Annotated in this window: 35 protein-coding genes and 1 pseudogene; 8 read left to right on the forward strand and 28 right to left on the reverse strand. The window is 37.3% G+C overall.

The annotated features are described in order from the left end of the window. Window positions 1-2: 2 nt before the first annotated feature. The 15 genes from IEW26_RS04245 to IEW26_RS04310 form a co-directional block, all read right to left on the reverse strand. Window positions 3-218, reverse strand: a complete 216-nt coding sequence (locus IEW26_RS04245; RefSeq protein ID WP_188591354.1) for a DUF7167 family protein — start codon at window positions 216-218, stop codon at window positions 3-5. 16 nt (window positions 219-234) lie between these two features. Continuing rightward, window positions 235-420 carry a hypothetical protein gene (locus IEW26_RS04250; protein ID WP_188591355.1) on the reverse strand — a complete coding sequence of 62 codons (186 nt, stop codon included), beginning with the start codon at window positions 418-420 and terminating at the stop codon, window positions 235-237. Between the two features lie 51 nt (window positions 421-471). Then, window positions 472-687: a hypothetical protein gene (locus tag IEW26_RS04255; protein ID WP_188591356.1), complete on the reverse strand. Its 216-nt coding sequence runs from the start codon at window positions 685-687 to the stop codon at window positions 472-474. Between the two features lie 306 nt (window positions 688-993). Next, window positions 994-1,200, reverse strand: a complete 207-nt coding sequence (locus IEW26_RS04260; protein ID WP_188591357.1) for a hypothetical protein — start codon at window positions 1,198-1,200, stop codon at window positions 994-996. A gap of 49 nt (window positions 1,201-1,249) precedes the next feature. Next, window positions 1,250-1,417, reverse strand: coding sequence for a hypothetical protein (locus tag IEW26_RS04265; protein ID WP_188591358.1), 168 nt, complete (start codon window positions 1,415-1,417; stop codon window positions 1,250-1,252). 104 nt (window positions 1,418-1,521) lie between these two features. Next, a complete protein-coding gene (locus IEW26_RS04270; RefSeq protein WP_229729644.1) occupies window positions 1,522-1,926 on the reverse strand; it encodes a hypothetical protein in 405 nt (134 codons plus the stop codon). 2 nt (window positions 1,927-1,928) lie between these two features. Beyond that, window positions 1,929-2,342, reverse strand: coding sequence for an HNH endonuclease family protein (locus IEW26_RS04275; protein ID WP_188591709.1), 414 nt, complete (start codon window positions 2,340-2,342; stop codon window positions 1,929-1,931). An 84-nt stretch (window positions 2,343-2,426) separates the two neighbouring features. After that, entirely contained in the window at window positions 2,427-2,807 is a 381-nt protein-coding gene (gene ssb / locus IEW26_RS04280) for a single-stranded DNA-binding protein (RefSeq protein WP_188591359.1), read from the reverse strand. A 1-nt stretch (window position 2,808) separates the two neighbouring features. Then, window positions 2,809-3,450: an ERF family protein gene (locus tag IEW26_RS04285; protein WP_229729645.1), complete on the reverse strand. Its 642-nt coding sequence runs from the start codon at window positions 3,448-3,450 to the stop codon at window positions 2,809-2,811. 176 nt (window positions 3,451-3,626) lie between these two features. Further along, window positions 3,627-3,875 (reverse strand): hypothetical protein, encoded by a 249-nt coding sequence (locus tag IEW26_RS04290; RefSeq protein WP_188591361.1) that lies wholly within the window; start codon window positions 3,873-3,875, stop codon window positions 3,627-3,629. 84 nt (window positions 3,876-3,959) lie between these two features. Next, window positions 3,960-4,190, reverse strand: coding sequence for a hypothetical protein (locus tag IEW26_RS04295; RefSeq protein WP_188591362.1), 231 nt, complete (start codon window positions 4,188-4,190; stop codon window positions 3,960-3,962). Beyond that, window positions 4,174-4,392 carry a hypothetical protein gene (locus IEW26_RS04300; protein ID WP_188591363.1) on the reverse strand — a complete coding sequence of 73 codons (219 nt, stop codon included), beginning with the start codon at window positions 4,390-4,392 and terminating at the stop codon, window positions 4,174-4,176. The genes IEW26_RS04295 and IEW26_RS04300 overlap by 17 nt, the downstream gene beginning before the upstream one ends. After that, window positions 4,385-4,510: a hypothetical protein gene (locus IEW26_RS30560; RefSeq protein ID WP_260511008.1), complete on the reverse strand. Its 126-nt coding sequence runs from the start codon at window positions 4,508-4,510 to the stop codon at window positions 4,385-4,387. The genes IEW26_RS04300 and IEW26_RS30560 overlap by 8 nt, the downstream gene beginning before the upstream one ends. A 72-nt stretch (window positions 4,511-4,582) precedes the next feature. Next, on the reverse strand, window positions 4,583-5,344 hold the full coding sequence (locus IEW26_RS04305; protein WP_188591364.1) for a phage antirepressor KilAC domain-containing protein: 762 nt from the start codon (window positions 5,342-5,344) through the stop codon (window positions 4,583-4,585). Between the two features lie 32 nt (window positions 5,345-5,376). Continuing rightward, the gene (locus IEW26_RS04310; RefSeq protein WP_188591365.1) at window positions 5,377-5,580 is read right to left on the reverse strand and encodes a helix-turn-helix transcriptional regulator; all 204 of its coding nucleotides are present in this window, start codon (window positions 5,578-5,580) and stop codon (window positions 5,377-5,379) included. A 153-nt stretch (window positions 5,581-5,733) separates the two neighbouring features. Here IEW26_RS04310 and IEW26_RS04315 point away from each other — a divergent pair, with 153 nt between their 5' ends. Both IEW26_RS04315 and IEW26_RS30710 read left to right on the forward strand, forming a co-directional pair. Then, the gene (locus IEW26_RS04315; protein ID WP_188591366.1) at window positions 5,734-6,108 is read left to right on the forward strand and encodes a helix-turn-helix domain-containing protein; all 375 of its coding nucleotides are present in this window, start codon (window positions 5,734-5,736) and stop codon (window positions 6,106-6,108) included. 205 nt (window positions 6,109-6,313) lie between these two features. After that, a complete protein-coding gene (locus tag IEW26_RS30710) occupies window positions 6,314-6,529 on the forward strand; it encodes a helix-turn-helix domain-containing protein (protein WP_188591367.1) in 216 nt (71 codons plus the stop codon). 185 nt (window positions 6,530-6,714) lie between these two features. Here IEW26_RS30710 and IEW26_RS04325 read toward each other — a convergent pair whose 3' ends face one another. Next, on the reverse strand, window positions 6,715-7,053 hold the full coding sequence (locus IEW26_RS04325; RefSeq protein WP_188591368.1) for a LytTR family transcriptional regulator DNA-binding domain-containing protein: 339 nt from the start codon (window positions 7,051-7,053) through the stop codon (window positions 6,715-6,717). Between the two features lie 159 nt (window positions 7,054-7,212). Here IEW26_RS04325 and IEW26_RS04330 point away from each other — a divergent pair, with 159 nt between their 5' ends. After that, the gene (locus IEW26_RS04330; protein WP_188591369.1) at window positions 7,213-7,863 is read left to right on the forward strand and encodes a stalk domain-containing protein; all 651 of its coding nucleotides are present in this window, start codon (window positions 7,213-7,215) and stop codon (window positions 7,861-7,863) included. A 19-nt stretch (window positions 7,864-7,882) separates the two neighbouring features. Here the strand turns inward: IEW26_RS04330 and IEW26_RS04335 are convergent. From IEW26_RS04335 to IEW26_RS04350, 4 genes and pseudogenes are all read right to left on the reverse strand, one after another. After that, window positions 7,883-8,119 (reverse strand): annotated as a pseudogene (locus IEW26_RS04335) (sigma factor); the annotation flags it as partial. Continuing rightward, a complete protein-coding gene (locus tag IEW26_RS04340) occupies window positions 8,052-9,683 on the reverse strand; it encodes a recombinase family protein (RefSeq protein WP_229729646.1) in 1,632 nt (543 codons plus the stop codon). The gene IEW26_RS04340 and the pseudogene IEW26_RS04335, both read right to left, overlap by 68 nt. A gap of 46 nt (window positions 9,684-9,729) precedes the next feature. Then, the gene (locus IEW26_RS04345; protein WP_188591371.1) at window positions 9,730-9,918 is read right to left on the reverse strand and encodes a hypothetical protein; all 189 of its coding nucleotides are present in this window, start codon (window positions 9,916-9,918) and stop codon (window positions 9,730-9,732) included. 118 nt (window positions 9,919-10,036) lie between these two features. Further along, window positions 10,037-10,828 carry a hypothetical protein gene (locus tag IEW26_RS04350; protein WP_188591372.1) on the reverse strand — a complete coding sequence of 264 codons (792 nt, stop codon included), beginning with the start codon at window positions 10,826-10,828 and terminating at the stop codon, window positions 10,037-10,039. Between the two features lie 83 nt (window positions 10,829-10,911). Here IEW26_RS04350 and IEW26_RS04355 point away from each other — a divergent pair, with 83 nt between their 5' ends. Together IEW26_RS04355 and IEW26_RS04360 are read left to right on the forward strand one after the other, a co-directional pair. Next, a complete protein-coding gene (locus IEW26_RS04355) occupies window positions 10,912-11,247 on the forward strand; it encodes a hypothetical protein (protein WP_188591373.1) in 336 nt (111 codons plus the stop codon). A gap of 288 nt (window positions 11,248-11,535) precedes the next feature. Then, window positions 11,536-12,327 (forward strand): hypothetical protein, encoded by a 792-nt coding sequence (locus tag IEW26_RS04360; RefSeq protein WP_188591374.1) that lies wholly within the window; start codon window positions 11,536-11,538, stop codon window positions 12,325-12,327. A gap of 85 nt (window positions 12,328-12,412) precedes the next feature. On the opposite strand, the gene IEW26_RS04365 is transcribed toward IEW26_RS04360, so the two are convergent. Both IEW26_RS04365 and IEW26_RS04370 read right to left on the reverse strand, forming a co-directional pair. Next, the gene (locus IEW26_RS04365; RefSeq protein ID WP_188591375.1) at window positions 12,413-13,981 is read right to left on the reverse strand and encodes an Ntn hydrolase family protein; all 1,569 of its coding nucleotides are present in this window, start codon (window positions 13,979-13,981) and stop codon (window positions 12,413-12,415) included. A 22-nt stretch (window positions 13,982-14,003) separates the two neighbouring features. Beyond that, entirely contained in the window at window positions 14,004-14,207 is a 204-nt protein-coding gene (locus IEW26_RS04370) for a hypothetical protein (protein WP_188591376.1), read from the reverse strand. A gap of 854 nt (window positions 14,208-15,061) precedes the next feature. On the opposite strand from IEW26_RS04370, the gene IEW26_RS04380 reads away from it, so the two are divergent. Then, on the forward strand, window positions 15,062-17,059 hold the full coding sequence (locus tag IEW26_RS04380) for a hypothetical protein (protein WP_188591378.1): 1,998 nt from the start codon (window positions 15,062-15,064) through the stop codon (window positions 17,057-17,059). 71 nt (window positions 17,060-17,130) lie between these two features. Here the strand turns inward: IEW26_RS04380 and IEW26_RS04385 are convergent, their stop codons facing one another. Beyond that, window positions 17,131-18,276 (reverse strand): hypothetical protein, encoded by a 1,146-nt coding sequence (locus IEW26_RS04385; protein WP_188591379.1) that lies wholly within the window; start codon window positions 18,274-18,276, stop codon window positions 17,131-17,133. A 21-nt stretch (window positions 18,277-18,297) separates the two neighbouring features. After that, window positions 18,298-19,350, reverse strand: coding sequence for a helix-turn-helix domain-containing protein (locus IEW26_RS04390; protein WP_188591380.1), 1,053 nt, complete (start codon window positions 19,348-19,350; stop codon window positions 18,298-18,300). A gap of 470 nt (window positions 19,351-19,820) precedes the next feature. Here IEW26_RS04390 and IEW26_RS04395 point away from each other — a divergent pair, with 470 nt between their 5' ends. Beyond that, window positions 19,821-21,809, forward strand: coding sequence for a recombinase family protein (locus IEW26_RS04395; protein WP_188591381.1), 1,989 nt, complete (start codon window positions 19,821-19,823; stop codon window positions 21,807-21,809). Between the two features lie 417 nt (window positions 21,810-22,226). Here the strand turns inward: IEW26_RS04395 and IEW26_RS04400 are convergent, their stop codons facing one another. Then, on the reverse strand, window positions 22,227-23,081 hold the full coding sequence (locus IEW26_RS04400; protein ID WP_188591382.1) for a tyrosine-type recombinase/integrase: 855 nt from the start codon (window positions 23,079-23,081) through the stop codon (window positions 22,227-22,229). A gap of 812 nt (window positions 23,082-23,893) precedes the next feature. Between IEW26_RS04400 and IEW26_RS04405 the strand changes: the two genes are divergently transcribed. Then, window positions 23,894-24,115 carry a hypothetical protein gene (locus tag IEW26_RS04405; protein ID WP_188591383.1) on the forward strand — a complete coding sequence of 74 codons (222 nt, stop codon included), beginning with the start codon at window positions 23,894-23,896 and terminating at the stop codon, window positions 24,113-24,115. A 98-nt stretch (window positions 24,116-24,213) separates the two neighbouring features. On the opposite strand, the gene IEW26_RS04410 is transcribed toward IEW26_RS04405, so the two are convergent. The 3 genes from IEW26_RS04410 to IEW26_RS04420 form a co-directional block, all read right to left on the reverse strand. After that, complete coding sequence (locus tag IEW26_RS04410; protein WP_188591384.1) at window positions 24,214-24,567, reverse strand: hypothetical protein; 354 nt, start codon at window positions 24,565-24,567, stop codon at window positions 24,214-24,216. 197 nt (window positions 24,568-24,764) lie between these two features. After that, entirely contained in the window at window positions 24,765-25,415 is a 651-nt protein-coding gene (locus IEW26_RS04415; RefSeq protein ID WP_188591385.1) for a hypothetical protein, read from the reverse strand. A gap of 438 nt (window positions 25,416-25,853) precedes the next feature. Next, window positions 25,854-26,942 carry a hypothetical protein gene (locus tag IEW26_RS04420; protein WP_188591386.1) on the reverse strand — a complete coding sequence of 363 codons (1,089 nt, stop codon included), beginning with the start codon at window positions 26,940-26,942 and terminating at the stop codon, window positions 25,854-25,856. Window positions 26,943-26,976: the final 34 nt, after the last annotated feature.

The following is a 26,976-nucleotide window of genomic DNA, read 5'->3' on the forward strand; positions in this document are numbered from 1 at the left end:
GACTATTCTTCCTCCTTGACCAGATTCGTAGGATACACATCGACAAATTGCATGGCGTCTTCCCAGATAGCCGCATAAATAATTTCCTCACGTTCATCCGCTGTCTTGCCTTCCAACTCTGACAACTCTATATCAACACTTCCCTGTCTACGCGCACCCGGGAAGCCGATTGACATTTCCCAATCAACAGTTAAAACTCCATTTTCCTGATCTTTCATCTTGTACTTTCCTCCCTTAATCTCGTATCCGTTCATACTCCGCATAAAATTGCTGCGACCACATTTTCTCGCGATCTCCAATCCAGTCCATGGGCCTAAAGTAAACCTGTTTGTCTACACACTCACAGATGGCAAACACCTCATGTCCGTCTGCTCGGTGCTTGTAAAATCGCTCAAGCGTCGTGATGATTGGTATGCCCATCTGTATATCCCTCCTTGGTAAGAGGCCCTATGGACCTCAAACCCTTCTTTTCTACCAGCCGCCTAATTCATCATCAGTGAATCCAACTGTGTAGTCCCATTCTTCCGTCTGTCCTCCAGGCTGTGTTGCGTGTGCAAACCTATCCCATTCCTTATGAATCAACAATGCTGATATTCCCATGCGTTTTTTAGTCTTGCGTGATACCTTACCTTGGGTTCTATGTTTTTTTAAATACCGCCAGTCCTTACGTTTCATCTTTCCCCGCATTGTGTTATCTCTCCTCTGTATGGATTTATCGAGTCTCACCTTGCTATTCTGGTAGATCAACTTTCCCATTTTCGTCATGAACATCGAAGTATTCGCCTGAATACTCGTAAGTTCTCTGTCTCAACTCCAGTATTTTTTTCAACGTTTTGCACTGGTAGACTCTCATGTCTTGGTACTTGCCCTCGATTCCAGTAAACGGGCCTCTGTACCAGCGAGATAATCGGGGATGCTTATACACGGTTCGATCACCTTTACGTAAATGATATTGAGACATGTGTTATCTCTCCTTTGGTGGGCCTAAGCCCCTTATTTATTGCCGTACTGTTCAAGCAGCTTCGTGATTAGAACATGGTTTATATCCTCCCATATACATCCGCTGTTCTTGAGTTGGATAATCTTCTGATTTCCAGCTTTGATTGCATTGTTCCAGGCCGTTTCTATTTGCTCACGTGTAACTCCGTTATCAAAGCACCAAGCTTTAGCTCTGTTCCTACGTCCTTCAAACTGGTGCATGTTATCTCTCCTTTGGTGGGCCTAAACCCACATAGTGTGTCCCTGCCTCTCAAAATAGGGTTAATTGCTCGCATTCTTTCAGCTTTGCTTTCACATCCTCCAAACATTGGAGATAACCACTGTTGTATCCGTGCCCACCACCATGTTGATCGAGAAAAGCCCATAAGCTATACTTTTTCATTTCTGCATTAATCCACTCTTCGAGAGATTGTTTCATGTCTCTTACCCTTCCTCTTTGGTATGGTCGGGAGTGTGTCTTGTCTCCCTTCCTCTGTTATCCCACCCTTGGGTGTATCCTCCCTTAGATGGTTTATTGGTGGGTTAAACTAACTTTGCTTGCTGCCAGAACCCTCTAGCGTCCGCGTTGGCGTGTTTGTTCTTCTCCATGAGTCGTTCATATGACTCGCGCCCATATCGCTCAATCTGAGCCTGTCTGTGCCGTACAATGTCGTTTATGAGTAACTGCACGTCTTCGTGGCAATAAAAGTTCCGTTGATGCGTCCCTTGTTGTTTGTAACTCTCCGTGATATCTGTTAAGAGGTTGAAGCGATAGGCGAGATGTTTCTTGCCTGCGTGGTTGCTGATCCGAATGCTGTTCGATACGCCATAGTCCAGTTTCAAGTAAACACTTTGTGTGGAGTATGCGTCATATCGCTGTACAACAAATCCATGTTCCTTGGCGGCTTTCACTACTTGTTTAGCGAGTTGTTTGATTGTAGGGGCCACATCTATTCCTCCCTGTGGGTTATGCGTTGTATTGGTGATAACTCCGGCATGCCTAGCTTCATGCAGCGTACATGGTCCTGTAATATGGGCATCCATGTTTTCTTGCTGCTGTGTACCAAGTCGTGCATTTGCTTGCTCAATAAGATGCAATTGTCTACCTCGTATTTGCCGCCTTGCGATCCGTACACGATGCGGTGTAGATGCAGTCCGGGTCCCGGCACGCCACTCAGGGCGCACCAGTTTCCCCCGTCACGCTCGATTACCGCTTGCCGTACCTTTTCCTTGGTCATGTACTCGGGATCGTCCAGAGCGTGGTTACGGCGTTTCTTTGGGGCTTGTTCCTTGCGGTTGTGGTGTGACAGGATGTTCATGCGCCAAGGCATGATGTTCTTTTCCTTCTTGCGTGCCAGTGACATGCTCTTCCTCCTTCGTAAATGGGCCTATACTCGGTTCTCCTAGTGGGCTATAGTCGTCGTAGAATAGGGTGTCTGCGTATCTCATCAGAATGGAAGGTCGTCGTCAGAGAGATCGATTGGTTTTCCCTCATCTCTGATCTGCGCACTCTCCTGCTGCTCTCCACGCTCCAGGAAGCGCACATTGTCCGCGATAACCTCAGTCACATACACGCGCTTGCCTTCGTTGTTCTCGTAGTTCCGAACCTGAATGCGGCCCTCTACGGCGCACAAGCGACCTTTGCGCAGGTAGTTGGCGCACGCCTCGGCAGTCTGACGCCATGTCACAACTGGTATGAAGTCGGTTTCCTTATCACCAAATGGTCTATCAACGGCGAGGTTAAAAGATGCAGTAGCGATACCGTTTGGTGTGTATCTCAGTTCAGGGTCTCGGGTCAGTCTTCCAATCAAAATCACACGGTTCAACATGTTAAGCAGTCTCCTTTGTGCCCTTCATGGACTTTAGATTTTCGATAAATTCATGTGCCATTTTCTCTGTTAGCTGAACCAATGACTTTTTATATAGCTTGGCTGTTTGTTTATTGAGGTCTGGTTCTTTATATCCAAGGCCAGTCCATAGCTCCTTAATTTCGGTAATTTGTTGCTGGTTAATCATTTCGACCAAATCATGCTTGGCTTGGAATGCATCTGGATCATCTTTATCCGTAGCGATGTTGAAAAATTTCAGCATGAAATATTTCTCTGCGTATGTCAGCGCCTTGCCGACACCCTTTTCACCTGCTATATCCACTCCCTGACCGTACCAAGGGACCATTATTTGTTCTTTTGGATCATCTGCATTTATCCATGTCATTGTCATTTCAAGCTCTGTAAAGTAGGTTATGGTTCGTTTGGTGACATTGCCGCTCTGGTCTTTATACTCAATCGGTGATTCGTGCAATGTTGGCTTTGTTATCGCAGGAACCAGCAGCAATCCAAGCTCGTCCATTTTCTTCTTCAGCGCCGCCAGTACACGGCTCGAGCCGGTATAGCTGTACTGCGCGCCTTGATCGGCCTTCTGGAGATACGGAACTTCCTTCCTGACTTCAATTAGCTTCTGGTAAATGTTCAAGTACCTCAGCCTCCAGTTCATAATCCACGCGAACGCGGCGTATTACGAATCTATGTGGTGCATCTGGACAGTGACGAGTGGTTAACCAGTGTTCCAGATCATCTTGTCTGCTGAATCTCATTGCATGCATGTAGTCCTCAGTTGGTTGAGCTACACGATCCAAGTAGTGTCCATCTTTATGCTGTGGGATGTATCTGTATTGTGTAGGCATTCCATTCTTCCTTTCGTTGTGGTACAATAACCACGTAATTATTCGACTCGTGTGTTCGATTGGTCGCTGTTGTCGCAGCGGCCCTTTTTCGTTTCACGGCCTTTGCGTAATTCCTCAGGTATACATTCAGCAGACTACTGCTCAGCGTTCCCTTTCCCTTCGCAATCTTCGCAAGCATCAGGAACATTCTTGGTTCTGTCGGCTTTACCTTCATCCTTTTTCACCTCCACAAATCGAATCTCACCTCCCCAACCGTAGTGCTTTAATATGTCGTCCACCGTCTTGAATGTCTGTTGTTTCACGCTGTCTTTCGTTCCTCCTCGATTGCCTGCTGCAGTTCCTTGATCTCTGACTCATATTCCTCAGCAGTCCAGATTTTCACTGGCTCATGACCGTGATAAAATAAGTCACGCATCAAATCGTCATAGTCGAAAGCTGGTCTCTTCAACACTCTCCCTGCTTTAGTGGAAACAATGTAATTTTGCATCTGATCTACACTGCTTCTCAGACCCTCAGCTGGCATCGTCATAGCCGCCGCCTCCAATCTTCCGTACGCTGATTGCATACTCGTTGTCTACCGCCTCCAGCATGCAACTCAGGCAATGTCCTTGCTTGCTGCTGCCGCTGTATACTTCGTACTCTGCTGGCTTGTTGCAGCCGCATGTTGTTGCAGGGTTAACGATGGGGATCACGTTGTTACTGTTCTTGCGGATCAGTTTAAGGTTAGGCATCTTTTTTCAGCTCCTTCATCTTGTTGAGGTAGTCCAGCTTTTTGAGCTTCCCAAGTGCTGCGAGCACTTCCCTTCGGCGCGCTTCCGTTTCTGCTGTTGTGACCATCGTTACTCGCATATACTCGCCACCTTTCGCTAAATTGTGTACAATATATTGAGTTTGCTGATTTATACATATCTGCATGTTGTGTTATGCGCCGGGTTTCAACTTATTAAGGAAGTACATTTGTCCTCGTCCAGTAACAACCGTTGTTTTCGAGATTTTCGGGTCCTTATCAGGTCTGTTCATCACTGTTGTCTTGACTTCGAACAGTTTCAGGTCCATTGCCCGTTGGGTTGGCATGTTCCAGTGTTCGCCATGTTTACCAAGGTATCCATTCTCGCGGAACCATTTGAACAATCTGTTCTGACCAATGTCTACACCGTTTTGCTTCAACATCTTGGCGAGGTTTGCAACCAGGATGCAATCGCTCGATGCTTGGAGAGATTCAGCGAACAGTACCTTTGGCTTGTCCAGTTGGATTTGTTGTTCAAGCACTCGCCGTGCTTCCTGTTCTTCTTTTAAAGTCTGACCGAGTTTGATGAGGAAATCAGGATCAGTGACAACTTTTTCAATGGTGCTTTCTGTCATGTATGCGCCATGTTTTCTGATGGATGGGATTACTTCGTGCGTGATCCAGCGTTTAAATTGTTTAGCTTCAGGTTTTCGGCTGCCAAGAATTAACGTGTATAGTCCTGGTTCATTTACTGAGTACATCTCTTGTCGTTTACCAGCGGAATCAACGAGTGGAGTTAAACTCCGTTCGTCTGAATCCAACCTTTCAACAGCACGACGAACATCTGATATTTCAAGAACATTGCAAACATCCTTAGCAACAAACCAAGGTTCGTTGTTTATCATCACTGTTTTTACTTCATGTGACCCGTAATTAAAAGCTGCTACATTGTTCATTTTCATTCACTCCTTAGTTTAGTAAGTTTTGATCACGAAGCGCGATCAATTTGAGTAAAAAAAATCTCGTCTACTGTTCTGTTAAAGTGCCTCGATAGCTTCATTTGAAGTTCTCTTCGAGGAAAACGATGACCATTCTCAATCATGGCATAAGTGCTTTTAGGAATTCCAATCTCTTTTGCCATTTCTCCTTGAGAGCGGTCACCTCGTAATTGAACCAATACTTCGTTCTTCATGAGCGACCTCCTTTCAGTCACGAAGTGTGACCGGGTTATGTCCTCATAATACACTCACGAAATGTGATTGTCAACAAATAAATTCACATTTTGTGACCAAAATTATAATGTTCACGAAATGTGATATATAATATCTTATTGGAGGTGGATATTTTGAAGTCATTTGGCGAAAGACTCTCTTACCTAAGAAACAAAAAAGGGTTATCGCAAGAAGAACTCGCAAAAGTATTCAAAATAGGAAAGTCAACGTTGGGAATGTATGAAACGAATAAGAGAGAGCCAAAACATGACATGACTGCCAGGATAGCAGAGTATTTCAATGTCTCCATTGATTGGCTTACAACTGGGAAGAATGAAAAGTCAGAGAGCGAACTCGCTCTCCCGGAAGAAGTTGTTTCAAATGTTATTAGAGAAGCAGAGGAACACTATGGAGTTAACCTTCGGGATGATCCAGTTGTTGAGTCGGCTGTGCGTGATTTGATAAATAATCTTGCCAAGATGAAGAAATCTTCTCAGACAAAAGATTGATTAGTCCATGCTCGTCATCAGATACACACGTTCTATCTAAAATTACTTTTGCAGATTCCAACAACCGATCGTCCATACGATCACAACCCCTTTAGTGTTTAGTATCATCGAGTTTTTTGCGTTAATTTAATAATAACATATGAACACATACTATTAGAACACATGTTCTATTTTTGAGTAAAAAAAATAGTAAGGTGGCAGTGTGATGGAGTACGTACCCGTCCGCTGTCGTATTCCCGTGTTGCTCAAACAGATTGGAAAGAATCAACAATGGTTAGCTGATCGAACAGGCCTTGGGAAACAAAGGATTTCAGATATTGTACACTTGAGAATGGATAATATCTCAATCCAAAGGGCCGCGTTAATCGCTTATCATCTTGATTGCACGATTGATGATCTGTGGGTGTGGGAATGGCGGTAGCAGAGTAGCAGTCCGCTACTCTCGGGTAAAAGTACCAACTGATTGGTACTGACAGATACATTAAATTGCTTTATCTGTACTCCACCAACTGATTGAAATAAATATAGCAAACCTTACATGTCAAATGCTGTCGAATTGCGGAGCAAATCAGCACCTTAAATGGTGTTAAACCCCTCTTGACAGTGTCAATGTGTGAATTTTTTTCGAACATGCACGCGACTTCCATCGACAAAGTATATCCAAGTACCTTTATCAGTTCCTTCTTTACTCTTAATTTTGGTTGTATTGACGATGGTTGATCGATCCATAGATTCAAATCCAAACGGTCTGTATGCCATATCTGCGTCTTTCATCAGATGAATCGCTATAAATGAACCTTTTTCTGTGTGGAAGGCCAGTGTACGCCCTGCATTGCCGCTGATCTGCCAGGGTTCGATGAAATTAACGTCTTCCTCCAGCGAAAATAGAACGAAATCTGAATCATCGTCCTGTCTTCCATGCATTTTAATGCCTATGATATCCAATGCTGCTCCCCCTTACATTCTATGTATACATAGTAATATAAGAAAGTCATGGAAGCATCGGGCAAAATATACCATGGCAATAACGGGAAATGATATAATAAGCTGGCATACATATAGAAAAATACCGCAACCGATGCGGAAATAACGAGGAGAATAGTAATGAAAAAGAAATTGGCTATTATTTTATTCGCAAGTTTGATGTTTGTGAGTGGTGTAAGTGCCGCTAGTCTGTGGGGTACATACAAAGGTAACGAAATAGTGAGGGTATTATTTAATGGTAACGTAGTTAGATATAAGGATGTTCCTGCTATTAGTCTTAATGGGCGAGTAATGATCCCTGTTTCTATGTTAAAAGATGTTGGTGTATCTTATACTTGGGATCAAATTAACAAAACAATAATTTTAACTTCTTCCACAGGTCAAACACAAACGTATTATCCGCCTGTAACCAGCACTCCGCAACAGCCAGTAATCAATAACAATGTATCTATTAAATCGTCTGAGTTAAAGTTGTACTCTAACGATGGAAAAACATTTTTAGGTACATTATCAACAAATACTTATGATCTTGATTCTATATTTAACAAGTATGGAACATATGGCAGTTCATACTCATTAAACAGTATTACAAACAATTACGGTACGTATGGAAGTGACTACTCCATTGAAAGTGCATATAACAAATATGCTACCAAGCCACCAATTCTTACTTATAAAGGAGAAACAATTTTCTATGTTACAATGAATAAAAACATAAAAAATTCAATTACACCGCAACAATTATATGACTTCGCTACTTCATTAGAGTAAACACGCACCCTCCGGGGTGCTTTTTCATGCTCACTAGCACCCCTAACGCAATTGGGATTTCGTTTTCAATACATCTCGCGGCAAAAGTAGCCAGCTTTGTGCCTTTGCCTTGCTGGAAGCTTTCGATGGCTTTGATCAAACCGATGGTTCCAATCGAAATCAGGTCCTCCTGATCTTCGCCGGTATTGTCAAACTTCTTGATGTTGTGTACGTGAAACAAGGTTAATATATGAATTATCTTGCAATGTAAATTTATTGCCTAAGTAGCCAATGCACGATATGGAAAAGCGATTCTTATCCTTTTCATGAGTTATAATAATTTCGTCAATTAACTTGTCAACAATAAACCTTTTATCTTCATTGGATAAATTCAACTCCATGAATTTTTTATATTCTTTAGCCAAATTTATGAGTTGCTCTTGCGTTACCTCATGTTTATTTCTTGCATTTAGTTTAGATTGGATTTTGTCATGTTCGCTCTGTATTTTGGCCTTCTCCTTATCTAATTGGCTAATATCCATATCCAGTTCTTCTTCGTTTATAATTCCCTTTCGAAACATAAGCTTAATCTTAGTACGTTCATCTTCTTTGCTTTTTAATTGTCGGGCATATTCGGCAACAAGATCTTTTAAATTATCATCTGGTGAATTAGATGTAGACTTTAGTCTGGATATGATTTCATCTGGATTATTCAAGAGTTTGATTATAATATTCCATACAAAATCATCAAGTATATCTGTACGCAAAGTTGGAACGGGACATTTATGAACTGATTCTCCAAACTTTCTTGGATATTTTCCCGAACAGCGATATATGGGGTAAGTCACTTTTTCGCCTTGTTTTTTTGAGTTGTATGTTGTCGACTCCCATCTTCTACCACAGTGACCACAACGCATAAGGGATTTGAGAAGATATGCGTGTTTGACATTTCCACCTTTGCGGGTCAAATTTTTACCTCTTTGGATTTGAGCTAAATTAAACAATTCTTCATTAATTATAAATGGAACATTAACTTGAATCCATTCCGTTTCAGCTCTAATCTTGTATGTTTTTTTCGTTCTCCCCTTGGCGGTCTTTTGCCCTTTTAACTTTCTGGTTTCACGCTTATTGTAAAAATATTTACCAATATAAATTTGAGAAGTGAGTATTCTAGATATCGAACTTGCATTCCAGGCTTTACTTTCTGCTCTCTTTGGGATAGCGCCAAGCTTAGAAAGTTCTTCTCCTATCTCTCTTAAAGTTTTTCCATCATGTACATACCATTGATATATCAGATGAACAAACTTTGCTTCTTCTTGGTTTATAGTTAGTTCTCCATTAAAAAGGTTGTATCCATATGGAGCTACTCGCATCGGCATAATTTTTCCTTCTTTTTCTACTGCTCTAATTCTTCCTCGTACTGTTCTTTTTTTGATTAACTGCAACTCATATTGAGCAATGGATGACATCATATTGAAAAACAGTTGCCCTTCAGGTGTTGTAAGGTATTCAGTATCTACAAATATAAGTTCTACATCATTCTTTTCAAGCTCACGACATATTATCAACTTATCAGTTAAATCCCTTGTAAGTCTGTCGGGATGAGTTACAATCAATTTCTTTATCTTTTTATCTTTTACATCTTGCATTAACTCATTTAATGCTGGTCTATCTATGTCTTCCCCAGTAAAGCCAGATTCAACATATTCCTTAATCTCTTCCCTTGAGATGTTTAAGCTCTTAGCTTTCTTGTAACATAGCTCAAGCTGTCCCTCTAAACTTGTTCCTTCAGATGCTTGCATTCCGGTGGACACACGTGGATAGACTGCGACATGTCTCAATACTGACTCACCTCCATACAGAGTAAAATAGAATGACAAAAGGTGGCTATTCGCCACCCTCATCGATTTGTTGATTCTGAAACATTTTGTCGATAATGTAATCAATGGCTTGATGTAGTGGTTCATCGTTATAGTATGTATTTTGCATAATTTCTTCATTTGGAACATACACAATCTCAACCTCTTTTTTGATGGCTATTTTGCATCCCTCCCCCTTTTGAGAAACTTTATTCAAAGGAGAGATCGTCCTATTCCTAATTTGTTTGCATAACTTTATTTCAGCCTATCCACACTACCCAGATCACTTCTAACTAACTCTCTCAATTTAACGAACTCTTTAACTTCTATATGTATTACTTTTCTTGGTCTTGCTTTAAAATAATCGCCATTCTCTCATAAGTGAAATTTCTATTGATCGTTATTGTTCCACCATGTGGATGCTCTGTAGTTATTGAGAAAGATCCCGTATAGCTTAAGTCTTCAGGATTCTCATATTCTTCTATTGTTGTTCTTCCCAAAGTGACGTCTTCAGACTGGAGTAGAAAAAGAGAGTTACCTACCTGATGGAATCTTCCTGTGTCAGACTTGGAGTAAGGTAAGCCTATATGTTTAAGTGCCGCGCCCTTTGAATCAAATCGCCGGAATGTTTGTTGTTTCGTTGGATCAGTAGTATTTACTACGGTAAATAGATAGTGAGGAAAGCTAGTTGCTTTAGCGCAATTCTTTGCATTTGTTAATACTTGTATGTTATTCAAGCTATAACCTTCTTTTTCATCAATTCTATCTATAGTTGGTCTTAAAGAAGGTTTGTAATCATTTTTCATGTACTCTTCCGTGTGATCTTTCCACGATAACCAGAATTCTTGCTTTTCATGTAGGACAGCTAAAAAAGTTTCCTCTTCATTCTCCCATTCACACTCTACGTGCTTATACATTCCAGTGTTATATCTACAATTGGTTATTCGGCTGTAGATGCTCCCATGAAGTAGAAATGCGCTGAATTTTTCATCATGTGTAATTATGCCTTCTTTGCAGCATTTTTCTGCAAATGCTAGTGCGCGCAACTTGTAGTCCACGTAATTGTGTTGACCATATGTATCGATCCACTCTTCTAATATTTCATCTGCAACGAGACGTTTCGCCAAATATGTTCTCTTCCTTTCTGAATGAATTATCAAATTTATAAAAACTCACCATTTAGCCGATATATAAAGTAGGAGGTGAGATAATGAATAACAAAACATTTGTAATTAGAACCAATGAACTACCTGAAGAAATGAAAGAATGGGACTGGAAAGAAGTTGAGTATCCAGAGTTTCAAACATATCCAGAAGTTCCATGCGTGGCTGTTATAGCAAGCGTTACATACGGACTTGTCGTTCCTTATCAGGTGGCTATGACATCAAATTTACGCAACTATTTCTATTCTTTTAGAGACACAGTAGGTGTTATGGCTCACAACAATAGCGATGTCGTATTCTATGTTGAGGAGAAAAGCGAAACCAAAAGAAAAGAAATGAAGAAGTCGTTGCAAGACTTGTTTAATATTCACTATGTTGTTTAATATTGATTAAGTATAAGAGTAACCCTCTTATACTTTTTTTCTTATAAATTCTTTATTTCGAGTAAACCTTTATAACAATTAAATTCACTTATTTCAACTTGATTATAAATTAAAAATAGGATCATTGTTTATTTAACCTAATCCTTATGTTTTTTGTTGGTCCATATGAAAATAACTCTTATGTAAGAAACATTTATTCCAATGAAGTATCTGGAAGAAAGCACACTCCCATAGTAGAATTAATCGTAAGTAATTATGTACATAAAATAAAATAAGGGAAGTGAAAAGATGAGTAAAATGAAAAAAGTTGGATATGTAAGTTTAGGTGTGATACTGGGTGCATCATTAACAGTGTCGGTTCCTGCTTTAGCTGCTACAGTTAAAACAATTCAAGCCAAGATTAATAGTTCAGTTTCTGTAGTGGTAGATGGAAAGAAAATGAGCACACAGCCAATCAACTATCAAAACTTAAACTATTTGCCCGTTGGTGAGATTGGTAGAGCATTAGACGCTGATGTGAGTTTCGATAAGAGCAAGAATGTGATTAACATTGAGAGTAAAGAAAATAGTGCTGCTGGAGACTCAAATGGTGGCAATAGCTCTTCAACTCTGGTAAGTACTGATAAACTTGTTAAACTGGATTCCACAGCTTTAAAACTGAACTTAAACAATAAAGAGTATGGTTTAGCTAGTAGCACTTCAATTTATCTCGTCGGGAAAATTCCGTATATTGTATTTAATTCTGATGTCATTGATCTGATAATATCAATTGCTTCAAATGATTACTTCATTTATGAAACAAATAATGACAATCCTGATTTTGTGACAGCAAACCACTACGCTAACGAATACAAATACCTTGAAGTGATTGAAAAACAAAAATCATATAAACTTAAAAGTTCTGAGAGTAACAAAACATATGACATTGCATTAAATAATCAGTCCAGTATAGGTGTACTTTACAATAAGGATTCAAAGAATTATCTTGTCCCACTTAATGATGTATTCAATAAATTGGAACTGAAAATGGAAGCTGTGTATGAACCACAACAAGAAAAGGTTTTTCTAAAATTTAAATAGCTGCTAATATACACCAATCCATATTCGATGAATAAACAAAAGCGGCTGTATCATTTAAGATACAGTAAGATACAGCCTCTTTTTGTTATGCTCCTACAAATGTTTTCATATACAAACTAGCATTAATTCGTCCCAATTGCTGAGAAGATAGCTCAATCGTATGCCATCCGGGTGATTGAATCCAAGATGTAATGTCAACATTATTCTCAGCAGAAGAATATATGCCCCCTCTTGTTATCCCATTAATAATTACTCTGACTCCTGTTGCGGAAGCTCCCTCATAGATACCATATTCAATATCATGAGAATGAGAGGGCATATCAATCCTGTGAGAGTGTGGAGGCATTGTAATGTCATGAGCATGTTCTGGGACAGTAAACTCATGATCATGAGGTTGCAAGCTTAAAGCGTGTGAGTGGCGACCTGAAGCTACCCATGTTCTTGTGAAACCATTGACATCTTTAAATTGTGTTCCTTCAGGCCAACCATGGTTATGTCCACCTTCTAATATATATGTACCCTCTGTTTGAGTTGACCCAGAAACATTTTTTGGCTTAGTTGACGTTGCAATAAAACTTTTGATCTCAGTCGTTGTCAACAGAATCCGCTCAGACTCCGTAGTCGTCAAATTAATCCTAGCACTAGCCGCACCTTTGCTATATGCTCTAAATCTCTCCAGTGTAAAATTCAATTGAAACTGGTCAAATCTTAATGTACTAGGCGAAATATAAAATTTCAATTTAAGTGGATGCGTACTATCTACGTTGTCTGCGATTTGGATTGTATCCGTTTGTACTATACCATTTTCATCAACTGTTACTGTCCCAAGTGGGCCAATTACCTTAAACCCATATACACCCGACTTATACTCGCCTATCTGCACTCGGATGTTATTACTCTTATCTCTCACAGTTAACAAATTACCTTCAATGGTAAAGGTTCCTTCATCATCTGAGATTACAAGTTTGTTTCCAAGAATATAATGTCCCATCGTGTGTTTATAATCTTCATATTTTAGCAAAGGATTCTTATCAACAATCTCATACGATTCTTCAAGAAAAACCCCTTTATTTTTGTCAATTCCAAACATTTTAAACTTGCCTCCAACTGATTCATCAGAAATATTATTATATATCGTCTTGAACGTTTTAACGTGATCCATTTTCCCACGAATCTGCTTTTCTATTTTTGTTGCTTCTTCGCCCTTAACTCCTACAGTCGCATATATGTATCCATCTTCGTTTTTAATAGGGTATTCGTATATGTTAAAATTCTCTGTACTATTCAGATTATACAAGGCTAATCGTTTACCTTTAACATCTTGGATTCTCGCAATAGCAGTAATGTCGATATATCCAACCTCTTTATCAAGTAACGTAGATGGATAATGCGCCTCAACTTCTTCGCCAATCGTCCGTAAGATCTTCTGTAGACGCTCGACACTAAAATCATTTCCACTAATAAATTCACTAATAACTCTATCGCAAATATCGGAGTTCCCCGAAGTGAACACTACTAGGTTGTTACTTACTCTGTGTATTTTTGTTGCGTTATCATTCATCCAGTAGGCCTTTCCATTAAAAAATGTACATTCTCTGGAATCTGCCGCAATGTAAACCTTCTGCTTATTCATTAAAATAGAACAATTGCTCACCAAATCATCCTCCCTATTCTATTTACTCGAAGCTAATTTCTACTGCTTTTAATTCAAGCATGTCATAGACTTTCCCGTTGTATTCAAGTGTTCCACCATTAGTTTTCAAGTCAATAATTTCCTTGAAAATATCACCTTTGCCAAATACAGCATCAACAGGGTACTTAATATTACCTTTCTCAAATTTAAATGTGATAAACACTCGTTCAGTTTGTTGATTTTTCATATTCACAAATCTCCATTTCATTATGTATTATTCTCAACTCTCACTATCTACTGTAAATCTATATCCAAACTTGAATCAGTTTTTCTTCTCCTTGCACTCCTTCGATCACTTCCAGCCCAGCCATAACCAGCTCATCAACTTGTACCACGCATATCTAACCTTCCACGTATCTCATCCCCTCCTCTTCACAGTTACTAAGACTCCAAGAGTCTGCCTTGGAATTCGTTAACCTTGTACTATTAATATATCCATATATCAATTATTTGTAAAGTATTATTTTAGTTTAATTGAATATTTGTTTTCTCTTCTACTATAATGACATATCAGATTCGATTCTCTTCCTCACTTCCTTGATTAATTTATAGGAACTTGGAACACAACTCACCACGATGGTATAAACTAACCCTCAACAATGCAAGGCTGATTCTTCCTATAGATTTATTATGATTTAGAGGAACATCCTTTGCCTTCTCATTGTGGTTCGTTGTGACTCTCCTATAACATCGGCAACATTCTTCAACAGGCCGTATTGTCCCGTTGCCCTATTTCCTCCATGTCCTGCTTTCCAATATTCCTTCAAGAATGCTCCCTGTCTTCCCTTCTTAACCGGATCAGCTTCCGCTTCCCCTCTACGTTCCGTGTTCTCAGCGATTAACATATATTCGGCTTGCCATTCATCCACGTCTACGATTCCAACTGGAACATTCGTTCTACCTCTGTAAGAATTCTGACAGGCTCAAGCTCTGCAAAATTTTGTGTACCTGCAATCAAAATTACACTTGCCCTCCTCTTTATCATGTGATATAAATTAATTAAGTGTTATTTTTGCACAATTAATTATCAACCAAAGAGGAGTGTATATTATCAAACTACTGATAGACCAGAAGGAGTTTAGTTGTAAGCCAAGTTTTAAAGAAATAGGTGGTATCAGTAATCGACTACTACAGAATTCGGTTGATGTTGAACCATCACAGTTAGCAAATGAGATTGTACAAGGTAAGTCATTCGTTCCTGCCTACATAACAACAAAAGCAAATGGATTACTAACACGTACCAAAGAATGTTGGACTTCTCAGCAAGTTATCTGTATGGACTTTGACAATGGATATTATGATAAGATACTCAAGCAGAAAGTTAAGGATGTACGTATTACATGGGAAGAAGCACAGGAAGAGTTTAAATTATTAGCAATGTTCATGTACAAAACTTTCAGTCACACAGATGATTGGCCTAAGTTTAGAGTAGTCTTTGCTTACAATGAACCATTCACAGATATCCGCTTATTGAATGCCCATACTGATCAATTATTTAAAAAGTATTCATATGCTGATGAATCAACCTTCCAAGTTGAGCGGCTATTCTTTGGTGGGACTGACCTCTATGTGTTTGATTATGAAAATAGGCTTCAGATTAATCATGACCTACTTGTAGAGGGGGGATATTATGACCCCAATTACTATAGTAATAATATAGATATAATTCAGGCTACAATATCCCCCCCTACTTCATTAGATACAGTAAATACATACATGAGCAATATAGATATGATAAAGAGCTTAAACACAAATATAATACCTAGAATGAAAACTACTTACAAACCAATAACTGTATCATCACATAAGGAAGTATATGATTATCTAAAGAAGATTAATCTATATGAATATATAGGAATAGCAAGCAAACAGTTTCATGATATATTCCATAACGAATCGTCACCATCAGCTAATATATACCAAGATCCCAAAACAGGTTACTGGTGGTATAAATGTTGGAGTAGCAGTCATCCATTCACAGGTACTATTATTGAAGTAACAGAAAGATTGACCAAACTAAACAAGCCTAAATCACTCCGATATCTAATGGATTGCTTCAACATCACAATTCAGAAATCAGAATGGCACGTTGAAATGGAGAACTTAATCCAGCAAAATCTAGAGTTACTAAACGATGAGGAATTCATAAAAGAAGCATATCCCAATTTGAATTCATTACTTCGAACACCACTATACTATTCAGTGTTAAGAGAGATTCACTTGATTGCGCTAGAGAATATTTCGACACTGATCCACATTAAGGATTCTGAAGAAGCTGTATTCTATGCTTCGATAAACTACATAATGAAGCGTCTAGATAGATGGTGTGATTTTGATCGTTACAAGAATAGTAAGGAACGCCGAATCAGAACCATTTTGTCGTTGCTGGTTTACTTACAATTACTAAATCGGATCGATATAGAACGATTGCCATTTGAATATGTGAATAGAGCCAAATTAGAAGCACAGAAAAAGCATTATCAGAACATGATTACGTTTTGGACAATTCCATCTATGGCAGCTACACACATGAATGAAGTTGAAATGTTAGCCAAGCAATTTAAGGACTTGGGTATGACAGTAGGCAACTTTGATCGACAGATGGTATTGAAAACGTTAGGAGAAGAAGAAGCAAACCGAATATTTCCCATGAGAAAGAACGAACAACTATCTAGGCTAAATGAGTACGTATGCGAACAATTAGAAAAAGCTTGTCTAAAATACATAACAGAGTATGGATGGGTAACTGAACATAGAATCATAGAAAATACATACTTAGAAATTGAAGATGTTGAAGCAGAAATGAGAAAGCGTGATAAACGAATTAAGGATTCCATTGTTATTGAAGAAGACAAGTTTAAATGGTTGTATGAGTTAAAACGAAGACAGCTCAAGAAAATTATTGGTGGCCTGATGATCAAATATAGCCTAGGTAAGCAGAAACTGAATAATAAACTGATGGAACAACGAGATATCCCCCTACACTATAATGAAATTGGCAATCCAAGTTATCCAGTTGTTTATTTTACAATAAAATAGACTTAAAAAAATTCCCCAATCATAAACGGTTGGGGAACCTTCTGACGATTTAAAAACCGACTTTATAAATTTCAGAAGCAAAATTGTTTGATTATCTTTTCAGCTAATTTCCTTAAAATTTCTGTCCAATAACTATCTTTTGATTCTGGATGAAAAATTTCAATATTCGGTATATTAAGCTTGTATCTAGTGTCACCCTTACCATGGACAATACTGTTTCTGTATTCATAAAGTTCTGCGGAAAAAATTTTAATATCATCACTATCTATAACATTGTAATTATTTGCATACGCTATAACTTCATCAACATCATCAATTTTATTAAGTAAGTTCAGTAATAACTTAGGTTCACCTTTGTTATATAAATTGGTCATCTCTCTAATTAGAGTATCAATATCTTCACTATTATTGTAAAAAGCTACAGCCTGTTGTATTTCAGATTTTTGATTAATTATGAAAAAATACTCGATAATTCTATAATAATAAATAGGATCATCAAATTCTCTTGCTTTATTATAAAAAGCTATCGGCTCAGAATATTTTGCTGGATTATATAAATAAACATCAAACTCTTCCTTAGGTTCATCAGGATCGTTATAAATTTCATTATAGCCTTCATATCTAAAGGGTATTATTTGAGGGTATTCCCCTCTATAGTCAATCTCAGGGGCATGAAAAGAAGCTACTATGAATAGTGATTGTTGTAATGTTTTCTCTAGTTCAGTTTTTCTACATCCATAAATTTTAATTGTAATTAAGGTGTCCCAATCATCTTCAAACCAATCACTATATGAAAACCTAGCAAACATTATTTTGTACATTGAGCTTGGCTCGGATATTTCTATTTTAACCTCGCCAATATCAAACACTGTTTCAAATGAGGGCGTCTCATGTAATAGAGAATCATAAGTCAGCAGGAATTCAGAATAATTAGTTGACCGTGAGTAAAATCCACAATCATTATAAAATTCCAAATCAGAATTTCTATACTCTAAACACTTTTGATCTATTCCTTTAATCACTCTTCTATAATTTACATTTTCATCAGAGTCTGAGATGAGTTCAGACCAATCTAAAACAATTTGTATATTGGTCTCTTTATGTTTTAGTGTAAACTCATCCTTATCTAACCTAAGAATATCAAACTCTTCGAGCAAATCTGGTATAACACGTTTATAATCTTCTTTTAAATCAAACATCATCTCTAATGATATCATGGCAATACACCCCTATATGAGTTATTCATCATCCACATCATGTATCTTCGTAATTTCACTCAATTCCTTAATGTCCAATACATTCATCAGCCTGAGCAGAAAGTGACCATCAGGCGTTGTTTCTCCACGTTCCCACTTTTGATATGTTCGAGATGACGCTCCTATTGCTTCAGCAACTTGTTTTTGAGTCATTCCTATTACCACACGTCTATCTTTGATTACTTCATAATCGAAATCCATTAGTAGTGGGCCAGTGTAGAGGTCATACCAAATATCAGATTCATCTTCAGCTTCGCCATATACATTAAGTCCCCACACTTTTGTTGTAGGTGCAATCTCTACATATAGGAATCCTTTTTGTCGATCATTAACATCTACCCATATCCTCTTGGCGTTCTTAATCCTCACACCAATCCATTTAAGTATCGGTTGATTATTGCGATCACATGGGAATATACCCGACATTTTTAATATGTTACCGTGTCTTTCAATGTAATTCCCAATATACATATCATCAATCTGATAAATAACCGGTTTCAATCCAGTCTTTTCTCTGACAATGTTATAGTCTACAATGAGGTGTTTAGGCGTTTTCTCGTCTAATCCAATTTTTTGAGCTAGCTCAAGGTAATGCAACCAAGTGTAAATTGATTCGAATTCTCCCACATATCCAGTTTGCCTAATGGTGTAGTTAAAGATAGTAACTGTATCAAGCTTGTAGTCATAGTATAGCTTCTCTAGTGTATTGTAAAACCGCTCAAGTTCTTCTTCGTAATTGTTACGAGAATATTCAAGCACGCGACTAACAAAATCATAAACTGTGCCAAGATCATCTAAGTTTCTTTTCTGTGACTTGTGAAAATAGAATGGAATTCTTCGTATGAATACTTCTTTATTCACTGGCTGAAACAAATACTTGTTCATTTTATTGAATCCCAAATATGAAAACACTTCTAATCCAGCTACCTCATGCCTGGATAAGTAATCCACCAGCTTTTCCACTTTGCTCTCGTCCTCTATGTACTGTCTAATAAGTGCTTTAAGTTGTTTCTCCTCATCTACTGTTACATTCATCGTATCCCCTCCTCTTTGGTATATCCACATTATAGTATGAAGAATATGGGGGATGACAGGTCATTCGTATGAAATAACCGCCCCTCTAAGAATCTACAAATTTTCTAGCACACGATCATCTACATCGCCCTAACAATGCGAAATAATATTCGTTCGACTCTGATTTCCATCATATTCTACATGCTCAGTCTTCTACTTCCCTCACTCTTTCAATTCATTCAAAAGAATAGAATAGAATAATTGGGCGATAATATAACCAAGTAATAAATATTCATTTTTAAGGTGGTCATTATGAGATATAAGAAAAGGTATGAATATAAGATCATTTCACGTTATCCAGACGAAAACCTAGCAGTTCCAGAAGAAATTATAGAGACGCAAATCCTCAATTGGATGGAGCATGTTCTACTGAGTTATTCCAGTGAGAACCAAATAGAAAACAGTCAAAATTCGGAGGATTGATTTTTTTGATGAGAGTACTCAAAGATCATGAAAAGCTAACCAGGGAAGATATTGTAACCTTGATCGATAAGATTAAAGCTATTGTTTATACACGAGTATCATCTGATATACAAGTGGATAACTACTCACTTGAATCACAGACACAAATATGCATAAAGGAAGCAAAAGAGAAGTTTGATATCAACGAAGATGAGATTATTGTTTTACGAGAAGAGGCAGAGTCTGGAGATAATCCTAACCGTCCAATGCTGGATTACATCTTATTTCTCCTTGAAAAAGGAATAGGGAACAAAGTCATCTTCTTGCATCCTGATAGACTGAGTAGACACTTGCATTTACAACAACAAATTACACATAAGATTTGGGAGCTCGGATGCGAACTTCATTTTGTAGAGTTTGACTTGCAAAAAGACAATGCCGAATCGATGTTGAATTATAACATCCAAGGCTCCATTGCTCAATACAATAAAGCTAAGATTCTCGCAAATACAAAACGCGGAAGAAGAGCTATGGTCGCTGACAACAAAATACCGGGAATGAACCGCATCTATGGATATACCTATGATAAAGACTTACATACATTAGTGGAAAATAAACTTGAAAAAGAAGGGTATTTAATTATGGTAAAACTGGTGTTAGGAGGTTCAACTTGTTCAGAAGTTGCTGAATATTTGGCTACTAGAAAATATCCCCCTCCCAAAGGAGATAAATGGTATCAGACAACAATTAGTCGTATATTAAGGAATGAATCATACATGGGAACCTTTTACTATGGGAAGACAGAAATTGTGCGCTCATATGGGAAGAAAAAACAATCATCAAAGCCCAGAGATGAATGGCATAAAATTGATATTCCTCCATATATAAATGAAATAACATTTGATAATTTACAGAAAGTCCTTGATAGCAATACTAAGAACGGCGGTATGCCATCAGAATATAACTTATTGAGGAGTATTGTAAGATGTGGAAGGTGTGGAGCAGCCGTTTCGGCTGGTGTTACAAGTGTAACCCAAAGTAGGGCTCTTAAGTACTATTCATGTACGCGAAAAGCAACAAAATCATTCAGTTTTGAAACTGGTGAATCCAATTCCACTTGCAGAGGAGCTAATTTTCGTGTCGATATAATTGACTCTATTGTATGGAATGAACTGTCTAAGTTAATCATCAATCCTGAAAAATTGATTAAAAAATTATTAGAACGCTTATCAGACAAAAGTAAAATTGATGAGATGGAAACTAGAAGAGACTCTATTATTAAAGAAATTACCAACAAAGAAAAGTCTAAAGAAAGATATATTGACCTTTATGCAACTGGCTTTATCATAACCAAAGAAGAATTATCAAGTAAACTGCTATCAGTTGAGAAAGAACTTGCTGCATTGCAACAAGAACTATCATCATTGAACGAAAACTTAGGTCTGAACAGTGGACAAAATGATGTACAATTGAGATTACTGTTGCTGGAGAAATATCAAAAAATCATCAAGAATGAATTGCAAATGATAGACATGAGAAAAATAGTTGGCATCCTTGTCAATAAAATAGTCTTACATGATGACAAACATATTGAGATATTCTACAAATTCACCGCTGAGAGCCATTTAATTAGCAGTGATACCTACTTCTCTGATTCAGACAACTTTGATAAGCTTAAGTGGGTAGTTGAACCCCCCCCTCCTAAATGGGAGAATATTGAACTTCTCTACCCAAGCATGTTGAAAATGTACAATGAAGACTTACTCAGTTTTGAACAAATTGCAGAAGCCACTAAAACCGATTGGTGGACTATTAAGAATATGTTTAAAGCTAAGGGTGCAGAATTACTATCCACCAAAGAAAGAGGGATCAGAAGACGATCTCGTGACTTTGAGAAGATATATAATCTTCACTATGTTGATGGACTGGCTTTTACCAAAATATATAAAGAATATGGCTTGAGTCCAACCTACTGTAAACAGGTACTCAGAGAAAATATGAGCACATTAAAAAAATGAAAAAACACGATTTAGTCCTCTGGAATGAATAGTGTATTCCCCCTCCCCTACGGAGGGTTATTTTGTGTAAATGGAATGGCATTATGTTGTCGTTTTTATCCAATAGAATTTCGCTCGTTCAAATTCAACTCTAGTGTCGAAGTAGATGTGCTAGGCCACTATTTTCCAATTTAACCTCTTTTCTGGATTTAAAATAGCCCCCCATGTATCTATGTATCGTCAAAACAATAACTTGATGACCCATTGATAAGTGCTAGCGGATTATTTTCCAGAAATTATTACTTTCTAGGTGCAAATCTCCCCCCCCTATGTATAATGTTATCATATGCTCTAAACTCCAACTAAGCTCATGCAGGAAAAGAATCAATTCCAAAACAACAAAAAGCCTCGCAAGAATATCTAGGCTAATCATTACTTTTATAGTCTATCCATCTTAGCAAGCATCTTCTCTCTTGTTGGGTTAGTGTACAGCAACGTAGTATGTATGTTACTGTGCCCGGCTTGATTGGCTACCTCATGCACTGACATATCATTCTCTAATGCATGGGAACAGAAGAAGTGACGCAAATCGTGTGGCGTGATATCTTTGCCTATGATACCTGAATAATGCTTAAACAGTTTATTGATTACTGTTCTATCTAGTTTGCTTCCACGGTTACTGACAAACAAGTATTCTCCTTTGATACCCTTCTCTTCTCTTTCCTTGATCCAGCTTTGCAACGCTGTTCTTGCTTTGCTCCCTATATTCACATTCCGCTGTTTCTTCCCTTTACCCTCTGACACAATCAATTCCCTGGATGTTAGATTGAATTCATTCATCCCAATGTTTAAGCATTCACTAATACGTAGACCACAATAGGCCAGTACTGAAACGATAGCATAGTTACGCTTAGATTCACTCTCTAATACCAGTTGTCTGAATTTCTCTACATCAGCAAGCCCAACTGTAGCCAATGAAGCATATTGTTTCTGTAGCTTTAGCATATCCTTCTTGTTTATCACCTGTTCAGTTTGGACATTCGTTTCAATGAGATAATCATTGAACTTAATCAATGCACTTATCTTAGCGTTGATCGATGTGGGACTGTTCTTCTTAATCGTTTTCAAGTAGCTTATGTAATCTTTAACATTCTCTCTATGTACTTTCTTAAACTCGACTCCCTTACTTTCCTCAAACCATTTAATATATCCTCTAACATTTAGCATGTAGCTTTTAATTGTGTTGGTGCTTAGTTCCTCGGTTATTAGCTGCTGCTCAAACAATTGAATCATTAGCTCACTCCCTATCAATTATGTTGCATTACCTAAAGGCGTATATCAACTAAATTATGTTGCATTACATGCTATTATTCTACCCTTATACATCACGAAATGCAACATAATTAATATTATGCTGCATAATAATTTTATACCTATTTCGGACTATGACAATGAATAATATGGAATTATGGTTGAGAACTTTATTGGAGAGTGAAAACTCGGAAATCGACATACTATTTCTTATTGTCTTTATGTACTAATATGGTACTGGAACAACATCGAAAATTCCGAAATCCATTGGGACAGTGTGAGCCTGTATTGAAATTCGTTTCTGTAACCGAATTCTGACTGAATCGACAAATTACAATCACATAGATCATGATTCCAATCGTGTACGATACAGTAACTATCCATTTATACACTTAAATCAACGTTTTAGCTTCTTTGTCAGGTCAATTTATTCTATATCGTAAACGCAATCGTAGAATACCAACAACACCCTAAAAAGCTAGTCATAGCAACGATTTTAACCAATTAGTAAATTCTGTTATTTTATGATCAAGATCTCAAAAACATAGGTGGGACAAGGGATTTCAGCGTTTTTTTAAAGTTCAATCGCAGGGTAACAGCATTATCTAAAATGATGACTTATTTATGCATTATTCACATTTATTTTGTCGAACTCATACTTGGATAATTAAATCAAAATAAAATGACACAGAGAATATCTTTTAAAATCATAAAAATTATAGGAAACTAGTATAATTTCTATCCTTATTGAATATATTAAAATAACGAAATGATAGAGGGGAGGAATATTGTAAATGGAAAAGCCATTAACTAAAGTTTCTTATCCTGGAGAACGGGTTATTTTGGGTGGTGATATTTATGAGTACAGCGAATTTTCAGATGGATCTAAACTCTTATATACTGAAAAAAACAGCAAAGGTTTTAAGATTACACTCAAAATATCAGGTGATCCAGAAGAACATGCAAAAGCTCATGAGGCTTTGAAAAATTTCTTTGTAAAGGGATGTAAATGGTGACTTGGAGAATGCTAGGTTCACTTTTTTCAATAGTCCTAAATACTAATAAAAGATGAGTCTCAAAAAGGCATCCAGAATTTATTCGTCTGAGTGCCTTTTTATTGATATCTACAGTACGATCCGATAAGACCTGAATTATACAACAATAGTTTCTTATTATGATCTGAAGTATTGTTGTAGACTACTCCATGTATTCCTCTTTGTTTAATATTAAGTCGCCAGTTGGATAGAACCAATAAAGGATCTACCATTTGACTGCTTATTTCATCTAAGTCAGTACAAATAAAACCCTCTTCTTTTATATTGACTTTTAAAACACCCCCATATACACTGGCATCCTCTATAGATTGTGCAAAATGAAATCCCATACCATTTTCGCCATTCTTCCTTTTTGCATCATCAAATCCTGCAAAATTACTATTAGGTGAAACGCCATGATACCATATAGTCATGATAAACCCTCCCTATCAAACTTGCATTTTTCAAATCTATTTTGAAATAACACTCATTACGATCATTATTACAATAATCACAATGAGAATAACCCACTTATTAGGTGGCTTTACCTTGCCATTTATCCCTCCAACTACCATTCGCCTAGTAACTCTATAATTGCGCATCTAATTTACCTTCCTCTTTTGTCAGTAATTCACTTTTTATACATACCATACTTTTCTTCTAAGTATCTATCATATGCCTGCTCAGCAAGATCTTCCTCAATCAAACTACGATGCATCTCAGCAATTTCGTCGGAATAATCATCTATGGTAATTTCATATCTAGCATCCTCAAACATATCTCTAAGATCTTCGTTGTATTCAACAAAAAATTCATAAGATAGTTCATAACCAATCTGTAATTTCAACAGTAGTTCCTGTACTTCCTCACTGGAGAGACTGATTTCGTAATGCATAAATTGATTTCTTATTTTGTTTAAATACTGAACAACTGTCTCGAAATCTTCTGATATATCATAGTCACATAAGTATTTGGCTCTCCTGATTCCCTCATTCAATGTAATAGTTTTGAGAAGTGGATTTGCCTCAAAAACATTAGATAGCCCTTTTGATAACATTATCTTTCTTGCCGTCATATATTTATCGAGATCTGCAAATATAAGATATTCATCATAATCCTTTAAAAACAGCTTAAAAAGTATTTCTATTCCATGATTTAACGACATTACAGCATCTTTTAAATTGTGTACTTTTCCATCCTCTAGCATCTTAATCTTTTGCATTGTGAGAAAAGCAGCCTTAAATGAATCCACTCCATTTTCGGCCAATCCCATGATCAACATTTAGATCACTCCCAAAGAGTCTTATAACATAATTTGAGTAACTATGCAGAATATCTATTCACATTTATAGGATAATGATATATCTCAATATCCTTATCAATGAACTCTTTCGTTGAGCTGCCAACAAAGTCTCATACATATTTTGTCTTCCAACTGGATTATCTGTATGAGTATATATCTTATCTGCCCTCAACCCATGCTCACATAGAAGTACTTCACTAAGTCATATCCGTTGGGTAACTCTACGCCATCTACATCTTTGCTCAGATCATGGTCTAATGTTAGAATAGCCACCTTTCTAGTCTAAAGTATTTGGATGGATTCATAATATGTACGAGCGACCACAAAGCCTTCTGGACAATCTCTATGAGGTCGTCAATGTAAAGGTTGATCTTATCTGTCATAGTCGCAGTCACTTCCCCTGAATACATTTTTTTATCAAGAGATCTTTTTAAATGTTGCTAAACAGTTACTACCTTCACCAACAATCTCCTTATGAAAATGTTTATTTATGAAATCATTTTCAAGAAATCGTTCAATCTTCTGATATGTTGAAACCTCCTGAAAACCCAATACGAGGTTCAAACATTTATAGAATATTTGGTTTCGGGTAATGGTTTTGCTTCTTAATTTAACAGCATCAATTATAATGATACCGCCCATGTTTAATGACCTATGATACTCTTTAAATACACGAGTAATTCCCTCACCAGTACGATCTTTTTTATCTGTTGAGTACCATATGCAACCTCTGATGTCCATTATAATATCCGCAAAACGTATATCAACTTTGGCAAGATTCGCTTTCAAGCTATTTCCATCAAAAGAACCCTCTAGATAAGTGAATTTGCCATTACTTTTAGTGTTGGCTTTACCATCAATATTTCGACTATAGTCCATCAATATAAAATCAATTTTTTTGGGGAATAAATCATAGAGTTTTTCCTCTATCCTCCCTTTGTTGGCGCTTGGACTAACAAATACTATATTAGGTAGTTGATAAATGTGAGGAGCAACTTCTTTAGTTTTTAACAGAAAGTTTTCATACCAATTGATCTTTTTTAGATATCTGTATGTAGCATCAGGCCATCTGTACAGCTTTCCTCCCTTAACATAGTTCCAATCTTTCAGGTCTAGTATTCCACTGCTTTTTAGATTATTAAATGCGATATCCATTACACAATAATAAGTTAACGATGGAATAACTATAATTGCCGCATACAATAAAAAAGTAACTAATACATTAACATTAAGCATCACCTGTGCACACATTCCCAACACTAAAAAAACCAGTATACTAAGGAACATCAAAACCAAAATTGACACAGACCAAAATGTACTAACAAAAGTAACTCTATCGATAATTGTGTTCATCAGGTTTAAAGCATTTGAAAATTGAATCTTCTGTAATCTTAAGGTACACCAAAGAACCAGTGAAAAGATGAGACCGATCAAGAAAGGAACTCCAAAATACCACAAAAACTTCACTGCAATATCATTTATTGCTAATGCCGACAAATCAATCATATACATAAATTCCTTTCACATTAAAGTAGCCATT

This window comes from Paenibacillus silvae (genome assembly GCF_014639235.1).
Taxonomy (GTDB): Bacteria; Bacillota; Bacilli; order Paenibacillales; family Paenibacillaceae; genus Paenibacillus; species Paenibacillus silvae.

Coding starts and splice junctions, on each gene's coding strand:
- IEW26_RS04330 (WP_188591369.1), top strand. CDS start 7,213: ATGAAAAAGAAATTGGCTATTATTTTATTCGCAAGTTTGATGTTTGTG.
- IEW26_RS04400 (WP_188591382.1), bottom strand. CDS start 23,081: ATGATTCAATTGTTTGAGCAGCAGCTAATAACCGAGGAACTAAGCACC.
- IEW26_RS04410 (WP_188591384.1), bottom strand. CDS start 24,567: ATGACTATATGGTATCATGGCGTTTCACCTAATAGTAATTTTGCAGGA.
- IEW26_RS04260 (WP_188591357.1), bottom strand. CDS start 1,200: ATGCACCAGTTTGAAGGACGTAGGAACAGAGCTAAAGCTTGGTGCTTT.
- IEW26_RS04265 (WP_188591358.1), bottom strand. CDS start 1,417: ATGAAACAATCTCTCGAAGAGTGGATTAATGCAGAAATGAAAAAGTAT.
- IEW26_RS04300 (WP_188591363.1), bottom strand. CDS start 4,392: ATGCCTAACCTTAAACTGATCCGCAAGAACAGTAACAACGTGATCCCC.
- IEW26_RS04305 (WP_188591364.1), bottom strand. CDS start 5,344: ATGAACAATGTAGCAGCTTTTAATTACGGGTCACATGAAGTAAAAACA.
- IEW26_RS04255 (WP_188591356.1), bottom strand. CDS start 687: ATGCGGGGAAAGATGAAACGTAAGGACTGGCGGTATTTAAAAAAACAT.
- IEW26_RS04420 (WP_188591386.1), bottom strand. CDS start 26,942: ATGATTGATTTGTCGGCATTAGCAATAAATGATATTGCAGTGAAGTTT.
- IEW26_RS30560 (WP_260511008.1), bottom strand. CDS start 4,510: ATGCGAGTAACGATGGTCACAACAGCAGAAACGGAAGCGCGCCGAAGG.
- IEW26_RS04405 (WP_188591383.1), top strand. CDS start 23,894: ATGGAAAAGCCATTAACTAAAGTTTCTTATCCTGGAGAACGGGTTATT.
- IEW26_RS04275 (WP_188591709.1), bottom strand. CDS start 2,342: ATGTCACTGGCACGCAAGAAGGAAAAGAACATCATGCCTTGGCGCATG.
- IEW26_RS04415 (WP_188591385.1), bottom strand. CDS start 25,415: ATGTTGATCATGGGATTGGCCGAAAATGGAGTGGATTCATTTAAGGCT.
- IEW26_RS04385 (WP_188591379.1), bottom strand. CDS start 18,276: ATGATATCATTAGAGATGATGTTTGATTTAAAAGAAGATTATAAACGT.
- IEW26_RS04360 (WP_188591374.1), top strand. CDS start 11,536: ATGAGTAAAATGAAAAAAGTTGGATATGTAAGTTTAGGTGTGATACTG.
- IEW26_RS04390 (WP_188591380.1), bottom strand. CDS start 19,350: ATGAATGTAACAGTAGATGAGGAGAAACAACTTAAAGCACTTATTAGA.
- IEW26_RS04295 (WP_188591362.1), bottom strand. CDS start 4,190: ATGACGATGCCAGCTGAGGGTCTGAGAAGCAGTGTAGATCAGATGCAA.
- IEW26_RS04370 (WP_188591376.1), bottom strand. CDS start 14,207: ATGAAAAATCAACAAACTGAACGAGTGTTTATCACATTTAAATTTGAG.
- IEW26_RS30710 (WP_188591367.1), top strand. CDS start 6,314: ATGGAGTACGTACCCGTCCGCTGTCGTATTCCCGTGTTGCTCAAACAG.
- IEW26_RS04310 (WP_188591365.1), bottom strand. CDS start 5,580: ATGAAGAACGAAGTATTGGTTCAATTACGAGGTGACCGCTCTCAAGGA.
- IEW26_RS04245 (WP_188591354.1), bottom strand. CDS start 218: ATGAAAGATCAGGAAAATGGAGTTTTAACTGTTGATTGGGAAATGTCA.
- IEW26_RS04250 (WP_188591355.1), bottom strand. CDS start 420: ATGGGCATACCAATCATCACGACGCTTGAGCGATTTTACAAGCACCGA.
- ssb (WP_188591359.1), bottom strand. CDS start 2,807: ATGTTGAACCGTGTGATTTTGATTGGAAGACTGACCCGAGACCCTGAA.
- IEW26_RS04355 (WP_188591373.1), top strand. CDS start 10,912: ATGAATAACAAAACATTTGTAATTAGAACCAATGAACTACCTGAAGAA.
- IEW26_RS04395 (WP_188591381.1), top strand. CDS start 19,821: ATGAGAGTACTCAAAGATCATGAAAAGCTAACCAGGGAAGATATTGTA.
- IEW26_RS04290 (WP_188591361.1), bottom strand. CDS start 3,875: ATGAAGGTAAAGCCGACAGAACCAAGAATGTTCCTGATGCTTGCGAAG.